This window comes from Actinoplanes sp. TBRC 11911, from assembly GCF_012933445.1.
Classification (GTDB): domain Bacteria; phylum Actinomycetota; class Actinomycetes; order Mycobacteriales; family Micromonosporaceae; genus Actinoplanes.
This window is the reverse complement of record NZ_JABBNC010000010.1, coordinates 137,401-153,514: the sequence shown is the minus strand read 5'-3', so window position 1 is coordinate 153,514 and position 16,114 is coordinate 137,401. Positions and strand designations below refer to the sequence as shown.

Genomic DNA, 16,114 nt, shown 5'->3' with positions numbered 1-16,114 from the left:
CACGCTAACCCGCGGTCCGGGTCGCTCGCAGCGTCATCGTGTCAGGTCCGGGGCCAGGACGTCGTGTACGTAGGTGTTCGGGTGCTTGCCGGTGAAGCGTTCGGCGCCCGGCCCGTACGCGGTTATCGGGACGTCCACGCCGGTGTGGCCGGTGGTGGCCCAGTCCAGGGTGAACCGCAGCGGGCTGCCGTGGATGGGGAATCGGGTGCCGCTTTCGATGGTGAGGCCGCCGGTCTCGTGGTCGCCGGTCACCACCATGAGGGTGCCGCGATGGGCCTGGGCGAAGTCCCGGGCCACCGCGACCGCCTTGTCCAGCTCGCCCATGGCCTGCAGCATCGCGCGACCGTCGTTCTGGTGTGCGGCCTCGTCGATGCCCTCCTCCTCGACGAACAGGAAGAAGCCGTCCGGGTCGGTGGAGAGGGTGGTCAGCGCCGTGCGGGTCATGGCGGCGAGGCCGTTGCCGGTCATCGCCTCGTTGGCGAACAGGCCGAGCAGTTTCCCGGGCTTAGCCCCGGCGAGCTGCGCGGTGTCGGTGACGTAGCGGTATCCCGCCTGGCGCGCCTGGGCGATCAGGTCGCCGTGGGTGCCCCGGCTGCTCTCGTCGTCGGCGGGCCGGTCGGGGTGGGCACCCGGGCGGCCGGCGGGCAGCCACCAGTCCTCGCCGCCGCCGAGGATCACGTCCGGGCGGGACACCTCGAGGTACTGCCGGGCGATGTCGTCCTGCGCCGCGCGGTCGGGGGCGTTGGCGAAGAACGCGGCCGGGCTGGCGTCGGTCACCTGCGCGGTGGTGACCAGGCCGGTGGCCTTGCCGGCCGCCTTCGCCCGTGTGCCCAGGGTGGGCAGGGGTTTGCGGTTGACGTCCACGCTGATCGCGCCGTTGTACGTGCGTTGGCCGGTCGCCCAGGCGCTGGCCCCGGCGGCGGAGTCGGTGACCAGGGTTCTGGGGTCGCGGGGGGTGGTGGTGAGCTGCCCGGAGTAGGGCAGCGAGTCCATTGCCAGGCGGCCGTCGAGACCGGCGTAGAGGCGGGCGGCTTCGCGCTGGGCCGCCGACATGCCGTCCCCGTTGATGAAGATGACGTTGCGGGCCTTCGCGGCGGTGGCCAGGCCGGGGCTTTCGGCCGTGGCGGTTCCGGGGTGGTCGCCTGTTGCGGCCCCGGTTGCGGCCCCGGGGTGGTCGCCCGTTGCGGTGGCCGCCCGGTCCTGGTCGCCGGTTTGTGGCCCGAGACGGTCCCGGGCGACGGTCAGACCGGCGACCGCCAGGACACCGGCGAGGACCGGCGCGGCGACCCTCCGGGTGGTGCGACCCTCCATGTCCCCTCCAGCGCGAGCGAAATGCCGGGCGGCCTCGCACCACCCGGCATACCCCGCTCAACGATTCAGGAACGCCGGTCGCCACCGGTTGTGCGCCCGCTGGGCCGCCCGCCGGCGACCCACCACGAGCGCGATCACCGAACCCACGACCACCAGCGCGGCGGCGACGGGCACGGGTTTGCGGCGCAGCACCCGCCGGGCTTTCGCCGGCACCGTCTCCGGGCCGGCCGTCGCGACGCTCTCGTCGATGCTCATGGCAGCTCCTTCCACCAGGGATGTTCGCCGCCTCATGCCCGGCCGCCCGGCCGGTCTAACGTCCGCTCCTGTTCATTCACGCCCGCAGCGCTCAGCTCTTTTCAAGGCCAATCCTTCGGCGCGGCGCAACGTCGTCCGAGCGTCGGGTCTCCGGCGACACCGCCGGGCCGGGGCGAACCGCGCGGCGGTCGTCCGGGAGGCGCTCGGTGACGCCGCGGTGGTCGAGCAGCTCCAGTAGTGGCACGGCGACACGGCGGGTGGTGTCGAGGGCGCGGCGGGCTTCGCTCAGCGTGAACGGCTGCGGTAGCGCCTTGAGGAGCTCGGCTGCCTGCTCCACGGCGCCGGCGCGAAGGACTACGCCGGGGGTGAGCTGGATCAGCTGGCCGGTGCGGACGGCGGCGGCGAGCTGGCGGGGGCCGAGGCCGCGGTCCGCGAGCGCGTACGCCTCGGGGGCGGCGAAGGGGGAGAGGCCCGCGAACGCGTCGTTGATCAGGTGCCGCAAGGCGTCCGGCAGGGCGTCGTCGCCGGTCGAGACGCGGCCTTGGCGGATCGTCAAGGGTGGGTGGACGAGCGCCTCGACCAGGGCGCGGTCGGGGAGGCCGAGCAGGTGGCGGAGAGCGTCGAGCGGGATGCCGGGTTCGAGCGGGTGCTCGCGGCGGTAGCCGGCGACGTGCTCGACCAGCTCGCCGGCCTTGTCGGCCCAGTAGGGCGGGTGGGCGTACCAGTCGGCGGTGACCGGTTGTGATCCGAGCTCGGGCACGCCCATCGCGGCCAGGTCGGCGGCGCGGATCAGGTGGCGGCGGCGCAGTTCGTCGGCCAGGTCGGGGGTGCCGCTCATGTTGGACAGGGTCTTGGCGCGGGCGGCGGCGGCACCGCGCCTCGACAAGCCGGGTGGGAGCACGTCGAGGACGGTGACGCCGCCGGCGACGTGGTGGCGGCCGGGGTCGCGGAGCAGGGCGCGGTCGCCGATCCGGAGCGGCAGCGGGCGGGCCAGGCGCAGGCGGCAGGTGTCGGTGCCGAGCGGGCGCAGGCGTACCGGAATGGCGGCGGAACCGGCATGCAGGGTGAGGGTGGCGGGGAGGTCGGCCACCGCGTCGCCGTGCACCCGGACGTCGATGAGGTCGGTGCGGCGGAAGCGGCCGGGGGTCAGCAGGGCGTCGCCGCGCGCGATGCGGTCCTTGGCGGCGCCGCGCAGGTTGACCGCCACCCGGGCCACCGCGGTGATCTCGTCGGCGGGGCGGCCCATGCTCTGCAGGCCGCGGACCCGGACCAGGTCGCCGCCCAGGTCGAGCTCGTCGCCGGTGCGGAGGCGGCCGGCGCCCAGCGTTCCGGTCACCACCGTGCCGGCGCCCTTGATCGTGAACACGCGGTCTATCCACAGGCGTACGGGGGATGTCCGATTTGGATCTGGAAGTTGGGTGACCAGGCGGTCCAGGGCGGCGCGCAGGAGGTCGAGGCCCTGGCCCGTCGCGCCGCTGACCGCGACCGTCTCGACGGCGCCCAGTGACGTCGCGGCGATCTCCGTCAGGGCCAAATCGGTGGCGGTTTCGGGGTCGGCGAGGTCGCTGCGAGTGACCACCAGGAGGCCGTGCCGCACGCCCAGGGCGTCCAGGGCGGCCAGGTGCTCGGCGGACTGCGGCATCCAGCCCTCGTCGGCGGCCACGACGATCATTGCGGCCGGTACGGGACCGACGCCGGCCAGCATGTTCGGGACGAAGCGTTCGTGGCCGGGGACGTCCACGAAGGCGACGGTCTGCCCCGAGGCGAGGGTGGTCCAGGCGAAGCCGAGATCGATGGTCATGCCGCGGCGGCGTTCCTCGGCCCAGCGGTCGGGTTCCATGCCGGTCAGGGCCCGTACCAGGGTTGACTTGCCGTGGTCGACGTGTCCGGCGGTGGCCAGGACGTGCATCGCTCAGCCCTCCGCGACGGCGATCACCGCGGCGATCAGGGCCGGATCCTGTACGGGCGGGACGCAGCGTAAGTCCAGGAGGAGCCGGCCCTTCTCGACGCGGCCCACTACGGGGGTGGCGGCCTGGCGCAGCGGGGAGGCGTACCGGCCGGGCAGGGCGATGGACCAGGACGGGAGGGTGACCTCGGGGGCGCCGCCGCCGCCCACCACCGCCGTCGACTCCGTCAGGGTGGCCTCGATGCCTGCGGCGGTGAGTTGCGTGAGGGCGTTCTTGGTGCGTTTGTGGAGTTGCGTGAGGTCGGTGTGCAGGGCCTGCCACGTAGGGGTGGGCGGGCCCGCTACGGTCGCCTGCAACGCGGACAGGGTCAGCTTGTCCACCCGCAGCGCCCGGGCCAGGGGGTGGCGGCGGAGGCGTTCGATCAGGCCGGCGTCGCCCAGCAGCAGGCCCGCCTGGGGACCGCCGAGGAGCTTGTCGCCGCTGGCGATGACCAGGTCGGCGCCCTCGCGCAGGGTGGTGGCGGCGTCCGGTTCGTCGGGGAGCAGCGGCTCGGGGCGCAGCAGGCCGGAGCCGATGTCGGCGACTACCGGGACTCCCAGCTCCGTGAGGGAGGCGATCGTGGCGGCGCTGGTGAAACCGCGTACGACGAAGTTGGAGGGGTGGACCTTGAGGATGAACGCGGTGTTCTCGGTGATCGCCTGCTGGTAGTCGGCGGGGGTTGTGCGGTTGGTGGTGCCTACCTCGCGCAGCTTGGCGCCGGTGGATTCGAGCAGCTCGGGCAGGCGGAAACCGTCGCCGATCTCCACCATCTCGCCGCGGCTGACGATGATCTCTCGCTGCTGGGCCAGGGCGGTGGCGGTGAGGACGAGGGCGGCGGCGCCGTTGTTGACCACGTGGACGGCGCCGGCGTCCGGCACGGCCGTCTGGAGGGCCGCCAGGGCGGTCCGGCCGCGGCGTGCCCGGCGGCCGGTGGTGAGGTCGAGTTCGACGTCGGTGTGGCCGGTGGACGCGAGGATCGCCTCGCGTGCGGCGTCGGAGAGCGCGGCTCGGCCGAGGTTGGTGTGCAGGACGACGCCGGTGGCGTTCAGGACCGGGCGCAGCCCGCCCGCGGTGGGTGGCAGGGAAGCGTGGGCGGCGTCGGCTACGGCGTCGGGATCGAGTGTGCCGTCGCGGACCCGTTGTTGCGCCGCTACGACGGCGGCCTTGACGACGTTGCGGCCGAGGCGCTCGCCGGCCGCGATCAGGCGCGGGTCGGCGAGTACGGCGTCGGTGCGTGGTACCTGTCGCCGCGAGTCAGTCGTCACGCGGTCATTCTGTACCGTTAGCGCGGTTTTTGCAGACGGGGCGGTGGGTGGCGGGGGTGCTGTGGGTCGCGGTTGGTGCGGCGGTTGACGCTCGTGCGGCGGTTGACGCTCGTGCCGTGGGCCGCGACATTTGGTTTGACGTCATTACGTTCGCCATGTTGATGCAGTCAACTCAAGTCAATGCAGTCAACTCAACGTCAACATGTCCAGTCAACATGTCAACTTGTCAGAGGTGTCGGGAGCGCGTGGCGCGGCCACCGTTATGACGTCTTCGGCTCCGCCTTGTGGGCGACGATGGCCACGGCTGTCAGGTTCGTGTGGTGGGTGCGGAACGTGCGGCGCATCGCCAGCACCCGCCGGCGGGCGTCGGGGTGGGTCAGCAGATTCCGGGCGAAGCGCGCGGTGCCGGCGACGCCCTCATCGGCCAGTACGCGCCGGGGCTGCAACAGGGCCATCGGGGCCGCGTCCACGTGGTCGATGACGAGGCCGTGCCGGGCCAGCAGCGCCTGCCATTCCACGATGGTCAGCGGGCGGGCGTTGACTCGCAGGGACCGGGCCAGTGCCTTCCGGATGGTGGTCTTGGTGGCGTCGTCGATCGTGTCCGGGGTCAGGGCCAGTTCGTGGATGGCGTACCGGCCCTGGGGCCGCAGCATCCGGGCCGCCTCGGCGACGATCGCGTGCTTGGCGTGGTCGCCCTGCATCGTGAGCATCGCCTCGCCGATCACGACGTCGGCGCAGGCGTCGGGCAAGCCGGTGGAAGCCGCGTCGGTGACGAGGAAACTGCCCTGGCGAGGCAGCGCGCGGCGGGCCGCGGCGATCGCGTCGGGGTCGTTGTCGATGCCGACGTACGAGTGTGGGTGCCGGTCCAGGATCTCGCGGGTGGTGCGGGCCCGGCCGATCGCCAGCTCGACCACATCGGAGCCGGTGAGCTCCGCGCGGGCGAGCAGGGTCTCGGTGAGTTCGGCGCCGCCGGGCCGCAGGACTCGTTTGCCCAGCCGGGCCAGCAACCCGTATCCGGCCACATGGGTGTCGTCGCGGCTCATCGGTCGCCTCCTTCGGTGATGGAATTTATACAAGCACCAGTTGTAAAAACCGGATAGGGTGACCTTCGTGATAGTTCGTGCTTCGGGGAGGGCCTAGTGAACGCTCGGGACGTCCTGCGTGTGCTGCGCGCAGCGGACCAGCCGATGAGCATCGCCGACATCGCCGCCCGGCTCGGCGTGCACCTCAACACGGTGCGGTTCCATCTCGACTCGCTCACCAGGGCGGGCCGGGTGGAGCAGGTCGCGACGGTGCCGACCGGGCCGGGCCGCCCGGCGCTGAGGTTCCGCGCGGTCCGCCGGATGGATTCCACCGGATATCGCGACTACCGCATGCTGGCGGAGATCCTGATCGACGGCTTCGCGCACGACCCCGATCCGGCCGCCAGCGCGACGGCGGCCGGACGGCGTTGGGGTCGGCGGCTGGGTCAAGCCCCCGACGGCGCAACCGGCAATCGGTCGATCGCCGCCGAGAACGCGAGCGCCGAGACCGTGACTGCCAAGGACGCGACCGCCGAGACCGTGACTGCCAAGGACGCGACCGCCGAGACCGTGACTGCCAAGGACGCGACCGCCGAGGACGCGAGCGCCAAGGACGCAACGGCTGAGGACGCGACCGCTGAGAGCGCGACCGCTCAGGACGCGACCGTCGGCGGGGCGGGTGGTGGTCGGGGTGGCGCCGGCCAAGACGCCAAAGACCAGGCCACCGCGTGGTTGGTTGAGCTGCTCGGCACGCTTGGCTTCGACCCTGAAATGCAGGCGCGGCGGATCGGTCTGCGGGACTGCCCGTTCCTTGAGCTTGTCGAGCGCGGCGGGGAGGTCGTCTGCGCGGTTCACCTCGGGCTCATGCAGGGTGCGTTGGAGGCCCGCAGTGCGCCGATCACCGTGCGGCGGCTCGAGCCGTTCGCGGAGCCGGACCTCTGCCTCGCCCACCTGAGCGAAGCGGGCCGGGCGTGACGGCCACGCGGCGGTGACGTTCGTTTGGCTCGGCATGGTTCTGGCCATCCCGTTTCTCGAGGCGCCGCTGAACAGCCTCGGTCAACCGGCACAGGCGTACCTGCGAGGCCCACAATGTGGGACTTGTGTCCGTCGTCTGGGACTGGCGGCCACATCGTGGCGGCTGAGTCCGCGATGTGAGACTCATGTCCATAGTGGAGGGCTATTCGTCCGCGCTTGCGGCATTTGTTCTGCGGCTTTCACCGACGTTTCGTAGACCTTGGAGAGTTGGGGCTCGAATGTGGGCGTAACTCGCCAAGGTCTCAAGGAAGTCCAGGATGTGTAACTGTTCAGCTGGTTCCGTCGGCCGGGAGCCCCCGTGCGAGGCGACGCCGCCAGGCCCGGGCAGGTCCCAGCTCCCCACAGTGGCCCCCCACCCGGGCGTGGGGAGCCGCGACGCCGGGAAGGTTGCGGTTGCCCACACCGCAGCCGCCCCCATCCAGGTGTGGGCAGTCGTGACGCCGAGGAGGTTGCGGTTGCCCACACCGCAGCCACCCCCACCCCCGTGTGGGCAGTCGTGACGCCGGGAAGGTAGTGGTTGCCCACACCGCAGCCACCCCCACCCCCGTGTGGGCAGTCGTGACGCCGGGAAGGTAGTGGTTGCCCACACCGCAGCCACCCCCACCCCCGTGTGGGCAGTCGCGACGCCGAGGAAGTTGCGGTTGCCCACACCGCAGCCACCCCCACCCAGGTGTGGGCAGCCGCCACGACCGGGAGGTCTCGGCTCCCCACAGCGACGGCCCGCGCAGGTCCTCCCCGCAAGGCCAACTCATCGGAGCGTAAGCGGCGCGAGAAACAGCTGAACAGTTCCAGGATGTGGTAAGGGCCTCCACATAGTGGGATCGATGTACGAAGCGTCCGCCGGCCTGGAGACATGCGAAGCGCGTTGAGCGTCTCGGCGGCGGAACGGATCTACCCCCCGACGTGGCGGAGGACGGCCAAAACGCGGCGGTTGTCGCTGTCCGAGGACGGCAGGCCGAGCTTCGCGAAAATGTTCGCCACGTGCTTCTCCACCACCCCGGGCGTGATGGCCAGCGCACCCGCGATCCCGGCGTTCGACCTACCCTCGGCCATCAGCGACAACACCTCCCGCTCCCGCGGAGTAAGCGACCCCAACCCCGCCGTGTCCCGCCCGGCCCGCATCAGGTGTCCGACCACCTCCGGATCCAGCGCCGTCCCCCCGGAAGCCACCCGCGTCAGCGCATCCACGAAATCCGCCACGTCTGCCACCCGGTCCTTGAGCAGGTATCCGACCCCCGCCGGCCGGTCGGCGAGCAGCCGCGCCGCATAACGCGTCTCCACGTACTGCGAGAACACCAGCACCCCCACCCCGGGATGGTCCCGCCGGATGTCGAGAGCCGCCCGCAGCCCTTCATCGGTGTGCGTAGGGGGCATCCGAATGTCGACGATCGCCACATCGGGCACCATCTCCGCCACCGCGACCCGCAACGCCGCAGCGTCCGCCACCGCCGCGCACACCTCGAACCCGCGATCGGTCAGCAGCCGCACCAGGCCCTCCCGCATCATCGCGGCATCCTCCGCGATCACCACCCGCATTCAGTGAACCTCCCTTCACACGTGCGTAGGCAGCTCGATCGAGACAAGCGTCGGACCACCGGCCGGGCTGAAAACCCGCATCCGCCCGTCCACAACCGCAATCCGGCGGGCCAGCCCGGACAGCCCCGGCCCGTCCGGATCCGCCCCACCGGCCCCATCATCCGAAACCGTCACGGTCAAATGGGCGCCCGACCCGCTGACCCCCAGCCCGATCCGACCAGCCCGGCTGTGTTTCGCCGCGTTCGCCAGCAGCTCGGCGGCACAGAAATACGCGATCGTCTCGATCGCCGGCGCCGGCCGCGACGGCAGCGAAACCTCCACCTCCACCGGAATCGCACTACTCGACGCGAGCGTAGCCAGCGCGTCCCCAAGCCCGTTGTCGAGCACCGGCGGATGAATCCCGCGCACCAGATCGCGCAGATCGGCGAGGGCGTCCTTGGCCCCGCGATGCGCCAGAGCCACCAGCTCGCGGGCCTGCGCGAGATCCGGCGGCGGCCCTTCGGCACCGAGCTTCTCGGCCGCCATGCCGAGGTTCATCGCGAGGGTGGCCAGCCGGATCTGCGCGCCGTCGTGCAGGTCGCGTTCGAGCCGGCGCATCATCGCGGCCGCGTCGTCGATCGCCCGGGCCCGGCTGACCTGCAGCTCACGGACCCGCTCGGCCAGCCCGCGCGGCCCGAGCAGCCGGCGCATGGCGGCCACGTCCATCGCTATGCCGGCCCGCATCAGCCACGGCGCCACCAGCAGCATGCCGAGCCCGGCCGCGGCGATCAGGAACGTGCCGCCGAACGTGCGTGTGTCGAGGGTGCCGAACGGCGTCAGCGCGTGCACCGGCCCGAGGGTCGTCCCGGGTGGATGGTTGCGGAACAGCGGCCACCACACCGGGTAGCTCAGGTTGACCACCCCGAACACGTAACAGAAAGCGCCGTACCCCTCGGGAATGGCCAACGGCACCTTCAGCAGCCCGTACGCCACGGCACGCCACCCCGGCCCGTCGGACACCAGGGAGCGCCTGGCGGGCGGGCCGTCCACGCGCACGCCGAGCAGCCGATCCGCGAGCCCGCGATGCACCCGAGAAAGCCCGCGCCCGAGCGGGGCGGCCAGCACGACCAGCAGCACCAGCGTGAGCGGCAACAGCACCAGGAACAGCGGTGCGACGGGCCGGTCGGACGTGGCGCCGGTCGCCCAGACGACGAGCGCCCCGAGGGCGGGCAGGATCGCCGGCACGGCCAGGATCACCGCGGCACTGACCACGCCGGCGACACAGAACACCACCTGGCGCAGGGCCAGTGCCGTGAACGGTGCGCGCAGCGCGGTCATCGGCCCATTCTCTCCGCTCACGCGTCCCGGCGGCGCAACAGCACGCCACCGATCAGGATCGCCACCGCCGCGTACGCGCACATCAGCAGCGCGCTGACCCAGCCGGAGAACAGCCCGGGCACCGGCGAGGTCACCGCTATCGAGTTGAGCAGCATCAGCAGCGGGATGAAGCGGCCGACCGCGACGCCGTCCTCGCCGAACAGGCCGGCCACGATCATCGGGACGAACAGCAGAGCGAACAGTGTGCCGATCGCCGCGCCCGAGTGCCGCAGGATCGTGCCGGCGCCGACCCCGATGAGCGCGGTGACGCCCAGGTACACGCCGGTCAGCACGACCGGCCGCAGGATGTCCGCGTCGCCGAGGGAGGCGGCCGGGATGGCGGTGCCGCGGATCGCGAGCTGCCCGCCGAGGTAGCCGGCGAAGCTCGCGACCAGACCCACCAGCAGCGCCGCGGCCCCGCACACGGCGACCTTCGCGGCCAGCACGGTCCGGCGGCGTGGGACCGCGGCGAGCGTGGAGCGGATCATCCCGGTGCCGTATTCGCCGCTGACCACCAGCACGCCGAGCGCCCCGAGGAGCAGCTGGGCCCCGATGGCACCGCCGAGGCTGTTGTTGAGTATCTGCGCGGCGGTGGCGACCGGGCTGTGCGACCGATACCCGAGACCCACCCCGGTACCGACCGCGCCCATCAGCACCACCGCCGCGATCGCCAGCCACCATGTCGACCGGACGCTGCGCAGCTTGATGCGTTCCATCCGGGTGACCTGCCGTAGTCCGTACCCGCTCATGACGCTCCCACTCCGCGATAGTCGGTGTCCTGCGAGGTGAGCCGGAAGAACGCGTCCTCCAGGCTGTCGCCGCCGGATTCGAGCTCCGCGACGGTGGTCTCGGCGAGCAGCCGGCCGCGGCCGATGACCACCAGCCGGTCGGCGGTCAGCGCCATCTCGGCGATCAGGTGGCTGGACACGAACACCGTGCGGCCTTCGGCGGCGAGCCCGCGCAGCAGGTCCCGGATCCAGCGGATGCCTTCCGGGTCGAGGCCGTTGACCGGCTCGTCGAGCAGCAGCACGCCCGGGTCGCCGAGCAGGGCCACCGCGACGCCGAGCCGCTGGCGCATGCCAAGCGAGTAGGTGCCGGCGCGCCGCGCCGCCACGTCGGACAACCCGACGACGCGCAGCACCTGCTCGACCCGGGAACCGGGGATGTCGTTGCTCGCGGCCAGCGCGGACAGGTGCGCGCGGGCGCTGCGGCCGGGATGGAACGCCCCGGCGTCGAGCAGCGCGCCGACCGCCCGCAACGGCCAGCCCAGCTTGGCGTAGCGGACACCGTCGATCAGTGCCGCGCCGTGGTCCGGGGCGTCCAGACCGAGGATCATCCGCATCGTCGTGGACTTCCCGGACCCGTTCGGGCCGAGGAAGCCGGTCACCACGCCGGGCTGGACCCGCAGGCTCAGCCCGTCGACGGCGACCCGCTTGCCGTAGCGTTTCGTCAGCTCACGTAGTTCGATCACACCAAGGACGCTAGGGACGGCGGCGCTCGCTCAGAAGCCGGGAACCGCCCGGGGGTTTTCCACCATCACGGGCGTACGGCCTTGGCATGAAAGAATTGGCTTCCGTACGGCACGTCCTGCGATGTGTAGGTGATCTTACCGGCGCACAAGCCCCGCGCGGCCAGATCCTTGGCGATCAGCGGCACCGCGTCGATGGTGGCCGGCGGCCAGTCGTGCATGAGGATGATGCCGCCGGGCTGCAGGGTGTGCGCGGCCGCCGCGATCGCGTCCGGGGTGGCGCCGTTCCAGTCCTGCGAGTCGACCGTCCACAGTACTTCGAGCACGCCGATCCGGGCCTCGGCGGCGCGTACCGTGTCGTCGGTCTCGCCGAACGGGGGACGGAACAGCGTGGGCTCGCGTCCGGTGATGTCGCGCAGCACCCACTGCGTACTGGAAATCTCCTGGAATGTGGCCGGGGCGCCGATCTGCGGCAGGTGGGGGTGGGTGAAGGTGTGGTTGCCCACCCACATGCCGGCCCGCAGCTCGGCCTTGACCTGGTCGGGCCGGTCCAGCGAGTTGTTGCCCTGGTTGAAGAACGTAGCCCGCAGGTGGTTGGCGCGCAGTGCCGCGAGCAGTTGCGGCGTGGTCGCGCTGGGGCCGTCGTCGTAGGTCAGTCCGACGTAGCCGTTGCGGCACGGGCCGCCGTGCGACCGGGTGGAGCCGGTGAACCCGGTCAGGCCGGTGAGGGCGAGTGCGGAGGCGGCGAACAGGGTGATCAGCCGGAATCTCATGAAGACCTCGCAGGTGAAAGTATCGATGGACTTTCGCCTATGCACGCTAGGGATAGCGTCGATGGACGTCAATATGGTGACCGGAAGTTTCGATGGGTAAGGTCAACACCATGAAGGAGCGCCAGGTCGTACGCGCCGTGGTCCTCGACGTCCGCGGCCGGGTCCTCCTGCTGCACAGCCGCGACCTGTCCCGCCCGCACATCGGCACCTGGTGGGAGCTGCCCGGCGGCGGCCTCGACCCGGGCGAGTCCCACCAGGACGCGATCATCCGCGAGCTGGCCGAGGAGGCCGGCCTGACCGTCACCGCGGCGCAGGTCGGCGCGCCCACGTGGCGGCGGAACTCGACGTTCCTCTACCGTGGCGAACGGCGGCTCAACCACGAGGTGGTGGTGCCGGTGCGGCTCGCCGTGGACGCCCCGGACGTCGACGGCGCCGGGCAGGTCGACTTCGAGGCCGAGGACTACTTCGGCTTCCGGTGGTGGCCGGTCGGCGAGGTGGTGGCCAGCGCCGAGGTGTTCTACCCGGGACCGCTGCCCCGCCTGCTGGTGCCGTTCCTGGACGGCGAGCCGATCGACGAGCCGTTCGAACGATGGTCGTAACGGGCGACAAGTCGGACGTATAGGCCGCGCCGTGGCGGGTACGCCGGGGTGATGACCACTCATCCGATCCACCGCGTCACGGCGGGTGCGGCCGCCCTCGACGGCGACCTCACCGTGCCGGGCGGGGCGACCGGCTTGGTGCTCTTCGCGCACGGCAGCGGCAGCTCGCGGTACAGCCCGCGCAACCGGATGGTCGCGTCCCTGATGCACGAGCGCGGGCTGGCCACGCTGCTGGCCGACCTGCTCACCTCGGACGAGGAGGTCCGCGACGCCCGCACCCGGGACCTGCGCTTCGACATCGGGATGCTCGCGGACCGGCTGATCGGCCTGATCGACTGGGCGGGCGGCGACCCGGAGACGCGGGACCTGCCGATCGGGCTGTTCGGGGCGAGCACCGGCGCCGCCGCCGCGCTGGTGGCCGCCGCGGCCCGCCCCGACGAGGTGCACGCCGTCGTCTCCCGCGGCGGCCGGGCCGACCTGGCCGGTCCCGCGCTGGTGCAGGTCGCCGCGCCGACGCTGATGCTGGTCGGGGAGCGGGACGTGCCGGTGCTGGAGCTCAACGAGCAGGCCCGCCAGGCGATGACCGTGACCACGCAACTGACGATCATCCCGGGCGCCGGGCACCTGTTCGAGGAGGAGGGCGCGCTCGACACGGTCGCGGGGGAGGTGGGGCGATGGTTCACCACATATCTGGCTTCGTGAGCCGCACGCACGCGGGCGAGTTGCTCGCGGGCGCCATAAGTCACGATAAATCGGATAAATCCTTGGTTTTGGCACTGCCGCGTGGCGGCGTGCCCGTCGCGGTGCCGGTCGCCGAACGGCTCGGCGCCGACCTCGACATCGTGGTGGCCCGCAAGATCGGGGCACCGGGACGCGAGGAACTCGGGGTGGGCGCCATCGCCGAGGACGGGCCGCCGGTCTTCGACGAGGACACCCTGGTCCATTTCGGGCTCACCCCCGACGACCTGGCCGGCACCGTCGCCCGGGAACGCGAGGAGATCGCCCGCCGGGTACGCCGGTACCGCGCCGGCCGCCCGGCCCCCGACGCGACCGGCCGGACCGTGATCCTCGTCGACGACGGGCTGGCCACCGGCGTCACCGCCCGCGCCGCCCTGCGCTGGCTCCGCGGGCAGCACCCGGCGCGGCTCGTCCTGGCCGTCCCGGTCTGCTCCTGGCCGGCCCGCGACGCGATCGCCGGGGACGCCGACGAGATCGTCTGCCTCAGCACCCCGCCGTCGTTTCGCGCGGTCGGCGAGTGGTACGAGGATTTCCGTCAGCTGAGTGACCACGATGTCGAGCTGGCCATGAAAAACTACGTCTGAACCTCGGGGCGAACCGAACCGGGCCGCCCTACGTGTGGTACACGCAGGCAACACCCCATACAGAGGTGCCCGGGGAGAGACGATGACAGCGGTGACCACCCAGCCGAAGACCCACAGACCCACCCACTCGGACCGCGTCGCACACGCCGTGCTCTGGGCCTTCCTGCTTGCCAACCTCGCGATCGTCGAGCTGATGTACGCCACGGGCCAGCCACCGGCGTACAACACGTTGCACGCGATCGGCCGGTTCTTCGGCCTGCACCTGGCGTTCGTGATGGCGCTGCAGCTGCTGCTGATCTCCCGCCTGCCCTTCCTCGAGCACCACATCGGCATGGACCACCTGACCCGCTGGCACCGCTGGACCGGTTTCAGCCTGTTCTGGCTGGTCCTGCTGCACCCCACGTTCGTGCTGCTGGGCTACGCCAAGCTCGACAAGATCTCGTTCTTCGCCGAGATCCCGAACCTGGCCGGTCAGACCCCCGTACTGCTCGGCATGATCGCCGCCGGCCTCGTCGTGATCACCGCCGCGGTCTCGGTGCGCGCCGTGCGCCGCCGCCTCTCGTACGAGGCGTGGCACGCGATGCACCTGGTGGTCTACGTGATCGTCGGGCTCGGCATCATCCACCAGCTCTACGAGGGCAGCGCCTTCAAGACCAACGCGCTCACCGAGGCGTACTGGTGGGCTCTGTGGGCTTTCGCCATTCTCTCCGTGATCAGCGGGCGCTTCATCGTGCCGCTGATCCGCAACGCCCGGCACAAGCTGAAGGTCGCCGCCGTGATCCCCGAGTCCGACGACGTCGTGTCGGTGCACATGACCGGCCGCGAGCTGCACCGTCTCCAGGCTCGCGCCGGTCAGTTCTTCATGTGGCGCTTCCCCGGCCACAACGGCTGGTGGCAGGTCAACCCGTTCTCGCTGTCCGCGGCGCCGGACGGCCGCTCGCTGCGCCTGACCGCCAAGGGCATCGGGCTGACCAGCTCCGGCCTGCGCAACCTGCCGGTCGGCAGCAAGGTCTACGCGGAAGGCCCGTACGGCGCGTTCACCGCGGCCCGCCGCACCAAGGACCACACGCTGCTGATCGCCGGCGGCATCGGCGTCACCCCGATCCGCGCGCTGCTCGAGGACGGCGACCTCACCGGCGACATCGTCCTGCTCTACCGGGTCAGCACCCCCACCGACGCGGTCCTGCTCGGCGAGATGCAAAACCTCGCGGCCGTCCGCGGCGCCCGCCTGCACCTGCTCACCGGCCGCACCGGCCAGGGCGTCCCACCGAACGAGCCGTTCACCCCGGAAAACCTCAAGGCCCTCGTCCCCGACATCACCGAACGCGACGTGTTCGTCTGCGGCCCCGCCCCGATGACCGCCGCCGTGCTCAAGAGCCTGCGCACACTCGGTGTCCCCGCCCGCCAGCGGCACGCCGAGATCTTCCGCCTGGCCAGCTGAAAATTCCTCATCCCGTACGGCGTGCGAAGAGTCCCGTGGCACCCGCCCGGCTGAGTGCCACTCCCTCTCCGCGCGCCCGACCGGGCTGTCCCACGCCCTGGCCAGCCAAAATGCTCTAGCGTCAGCGGTCGATACGCGCGACCATCAGACGATGCTCATCACGTTCCTCCGCCCGCCGGGGCGGTCGACGATCGCGACGTTCCGCCGCCGCGACGGCGTCGTGCTCGAGCTCGGCGGCTACGACCGCAAGTTCCGGGTCCCGCACGACCTCGCGCACGCCGTCACCGAACGCGAGCTCGGCATGGACCGCGGCGTCTTCGGCTCGATCGCCGGCGGCGCCGTCTTCGACAGCATGCGCGTCATCGACGGCCGGCAACGCCACGACGCCGCCGACCGCAGCCGCCGCATCCTGGCCGCCAACAAGACCACGCTGGGCATCGCCGAGGTGCTCTCCGGGGTGGTGCACGACGCCGTCGAGATCAACGACCCCGCCTCGGTGCCCGAGCGCTGCCGCAGCGGCTGGGGCACGTTCAGCACCGAGCCGTTCCCGTGGGCCGAGGAGGAACTGGCCACCGCGTGCGCGACCCTGGCCGAGCTGACCGCCGAGATGGGCATCGCCGGCAAGGTCACCCTGACCTGGCCGGACCGCCTGATCAGCCCGGTGCCGGAGGCCAGCGGCGGCCCGAAGCGCGGCCGCCGCGGCCGGGTCTAGCGCCGGTAGCGCTCGGCCACCGCGCCGGGGCCTGCGATCGTGGCTGCTCCGGGGGCCGTGAGCGGTCCGGGTG

At 71.8% G+C, this 16,114-nt stretch carries 16 protein-coding genes; 6 read left to right on the top strand and 10 right to left on the bottom strand.

Going from position 1 to position 16,114, the window contains the following annotated elements; genetic code table 11:
* Positions 1–33 precede the first annotated feature (33 nt).
* The 5 genes from HH310_RS16750 to HH310_RS16730 all read right to left on the bottom strand — a co-directional run bounded on the left by HH310_RS16750 (position 34) and on the right by HH310_RS16730 (position 5,820).
* Positions 34–1,311 (bottom strand): alkaline phosphatase, encoded by a 1,278-nt coding sequence (locus tag HH310_RS16750; RefSeq protein ID WP_169176477.1) that lies wholly within the window; start codon positions 1,309–1,311, stop codon positions 34–36.
* 57 nt (positions 1,312–1,368) lie between these two features.
* Complete coding sequence (locus tag HH310_RS16745; protein ID WP_169176476.1) at positions 1,369–1,566, bottom strand: hypothetical protein; 198 nt, start codon at positions 1,564–1,566, stop codon at positions 1,369–1,371.
* Between the two features lie 91 nt (positions 1,567–1,657).
* Positions 1,658–3,475 carry a selenocysteine-specific translation elongation factor gene (selB, locus tag HH310_RS16740; protein ID WP_169176475.1) on the bottom strand — a complete coding sequence of 606 codons (1,818 nt, stop codon included), beginning with the start codon at positions 3,473–3,475 and terminating at the stop codon, positions 1,658–1,660.
* 3 nt (positions 3,476–3,478) lie between these two features.
* Complete coding sequence (gene selA / locus HH310_RS16735) at positions 3,479–4,777, bottom strand: L-seryl-tRNA(Sec) selenium transferase (RefSeq protein WP_169176474.1); 1,299 nt, start codon at positions 4,775–4,777, stop codon at positions 3,479–3,481.
* A 260-nt stretch (positions 4,778–5,037) separates the two neighbouring features.
* Complete coding sequence (locus HH310_RS16730; protein WP_169176473.1) at positions 5,038–5,820, bottom strand: class I SAM-dependent methyltransferase; 783 nt, start codon at positions 5,818–5,820, stop codon at positions 5,038–5,040.
* A gap of 96 nt (positions 5,821–5,916) precedes the next feature.
* Between HH310_RS16730 and HH310_RS43170 the strand changes: the two genes are divergently transcribed.
* Complete coding sequence (locus tag HH310_RS43170) at positions 5,917–6,774, top strand: metalloregulator ArsR/SmtB family transcription factor (RefSeq protein ID WP_211192215.1); 858 nt, start codon at positions 5,917–5,919, stop codon at positions 6,772–6,774.
* Between the two features lie 951 nt (positions 6,775–7,725).
* On the opposite strand, the gene HH310_RS16720 is transcribed toward HH310_RS43170, so the two are convergent.
* The 5 genes from HH310_RS16720 to HH310_RS16700 form a co-directional block, all read right to left on the bottom strand.
* Complete coding sequence (locus HH310_RS16720) at positions 7,726–8,370, bottom strand: response regulator transcription factor (RefSeq protein WP_169176472.1); 645 nt, start codon at positions 8,368–8,370, stop codon at positions 7,726–7,728.
* A gap of 15 nt (positions 8,371–8,385) precedes the next feature.
* Positions 8,386–9,687: a sensor domain-containing protein gene (locus tag HH310_RS16715; protein ID WP_169176471.1), complete on the bottom strand. Its 1,302-nt coding sequence runs from the start codon at positions 9,685–9,687 to the stop codon at positions 8,386–8,388.
* A 17-nt stretch (positions 9,688–9,704) separates the two neighbouring features.
* Positions 9,705–10,475 (bottom strand): ABC transporter permease subunit, encoded by a 771-nt coding sequence (locus tag HH310_RS16710; RefSeq protein ID WP_169176470.1) that lies wholly within the window; start codon positions 10,473–10,475, stop codon positions 9,705–9,707.
* Positions 10,472–11,197 (bottom strand): ABC transporter ATP-binding protein, encoded by a 726-nt coding sequence (locus HH310_RS16705; protein ID WP_169176469.1) that lies wholly within the window; start codon positions 11,195–11,197, stop codon positions 10,472–10,474. The genes HH310_RS16710 and HH310_RS16705 overlap by 4 nt, the downstream gene beginning before the upstream one ends.
* Positions 11,198–11,262: 65 nt before the next feature.
* Positions 11,263–11,967: a polysaccharide deacetylase family protein gene (locus HH310_RS16700; RefSeq protein WP_248294064.1), complete on the bottom strand. Its 705-nt coding sequence runs from the start codon at positions 11,965–11,967 to the stop codon at positions 11,263–11,265.
* 110 nt (positions 11,968–12,077) lie between these two features.
* On the opposite strand from HH310_RS16700, the gene HH310_RS16695 reads away from it, so the two are divergent.
* The 5 genes from HH310_RS16695 (at position 12,078) to HH310_RS16675 (ending at position 16,041) form a co-directional block, all read left to right on the top strand.
* The gene (locus HH310_RS16695; RefSeq protein WP_248294063.1) at positions 12,078–12,566 is read left to right on the top strand and encodes an NUDIX hydrolase; all 489 of its coding nucleotides are present in this window, start codon (positions 12,078–12,080) and stop codon (positions 12,564–12,566) included.
* 51 nt (positions 12,567–12,617) lie between these two features.
* Complete coding sequence (locus HH310_RS16690; RefSeq protein WP_169176467.1) at positions 12,618–13,268, top strand: dienelactone hydrolase family protein; 651 nt, start codon at positions 12,618–12,620, stop codon at positions 13,266–13,268.
* Positions 13,265–13,888 (top strand): phosphoribosyltransferase family protein, encoded by a 624-nt coding sequence (locus tag HH310_RS16685; protein ID WP_312034140.1) that lies wholly within the window; start codon positions 13,265–13,267, stop codon positions 13,886–13,888. Before HH310_RS16690 ends, HH310_RS16685 begins: the two co-directional genes overlap by 4 nt.
* 82 nt (positions 13,889–13,970) lie before the next feature.
* On the top strand, positions 13,971–15,329 hold the full coding sequence (locus tag HH310_RS16680; RefSeq protein ID WP_169176465.1) for a ferric reductase-like transmembrane domain-containing protein: 1,359 nt from the start codon (positions 13,971–13,973) through the stop codon (positions 15,327–15,329).
* A gap of 151 nt (positions 15,330–15,480) precedes the next feature.
* Positions 15,481–16,041: a hypothetical protein gene (locus HH310_RS16675; protein WP_169176464.1), complete on the top strand. Its 561-nt coding sequence runs from the start codon at positions 15,481–15,483 to the stop codon at positions 16,039–16,041.
* Positions 16,042–16,114: the final 73 nt, after the last annotated feature.